We start from the raw sequence: 887 nt of genomic DNA, 5'->3' as shown, positions 1-887 counted from the left end.
GGCATTGCTTGCTACAATATGTTTGACCCCAAGAACGGTGTTGCGCTGGTAATGCTGTTCAGCGGTTCAAACCTAAGCTACAATGAAGAGGTAATCGGCCTTACGGGGCATTGCTTGAGCTAACCACGCTCGTTTGTGCAAACTGTTAGCCGACCCTCTCATTGCAGCGTTCGATTTACGCAGGTTGAATCATCGGAGCAATCCGTACATTCGTGTGACTAAGCAAGCTGAATCGGTAATGAACTGTGGCGGTCGCCGGTTATAAAACCAAACAAAGGAGGATTGTGTATGAGCGCAGGAGTCATTACAGCGGTTGGAATCGATGTTTCAAAATATAAAAGCACAGTGGCAGCCAGAAGACCAGGCGGTGAAGTGGCTTTACTCCCATTTGACGTCGGCCATGATGTCACCGGTATCAAGAATCTGCTTGAGAAGCTACAGGGGCTTGACGATGAAGGCAGCGAGATTCGAATTGTCATGGAGCATACAGGAATGTATTGGAGACCCGTGGCTTTGGCGCTGCAACAGGCTGGATTCTTTGTCAGTGTAGTCAACGCGATTCTGATCCACAACTTCAGCGACAATTCACTGCGCAAGGTTAAAACGGATAAAGCGGATGCGTTGAAAATCGCAAATTATGGTCTCACATTCTGGATGGATCTGAGGGAATATTCCGCAGAAGATGAAACAAGGCAAATGCTGAAGATCCAGAATCGGCTCTATGAGCGGACAACCACCACCGGTACAATGTTGAGAAACGGTTTAATTTCACTCCTGGATCAGACATTCCCCGGTGCCAATAAGTTATTTCTGAATGAAGGCAGGAACTCAAAGGGCCATGTCAAATGGGTGGATTTTGTGATCCGCTTTTGGCATAAAGAATGCGT

At 47.4% G+C, this 887-nt stretch carries 1 protein-coding gene; it reads left to right on the top strand.

Features of this window, described 5'->3' with window-relative positions:
* Positions 1-288 precede the first annotated feature (288 nt).
* Positions 289-887, top strand: a 599-nt coding sequence (locus tag ACTQ33_RS17090) for an IS110 family transposase (protein WP_441465687.1), incomplete at its 3' end; no start/stop codon positions are given.

The organism is Candidatus Avoscillospira sp. LCP25S3_F1, assembly GCF_052117125.1.
Classification (GTDB): domain Bacteria; phylum Bacillota; class Clostridia; order Oscillospirales; family Oscillospiraceae; genus Avoscillospira_A.
This window is presented reverse-complemented; position numbering and strand designations above follow the sequence as displayed.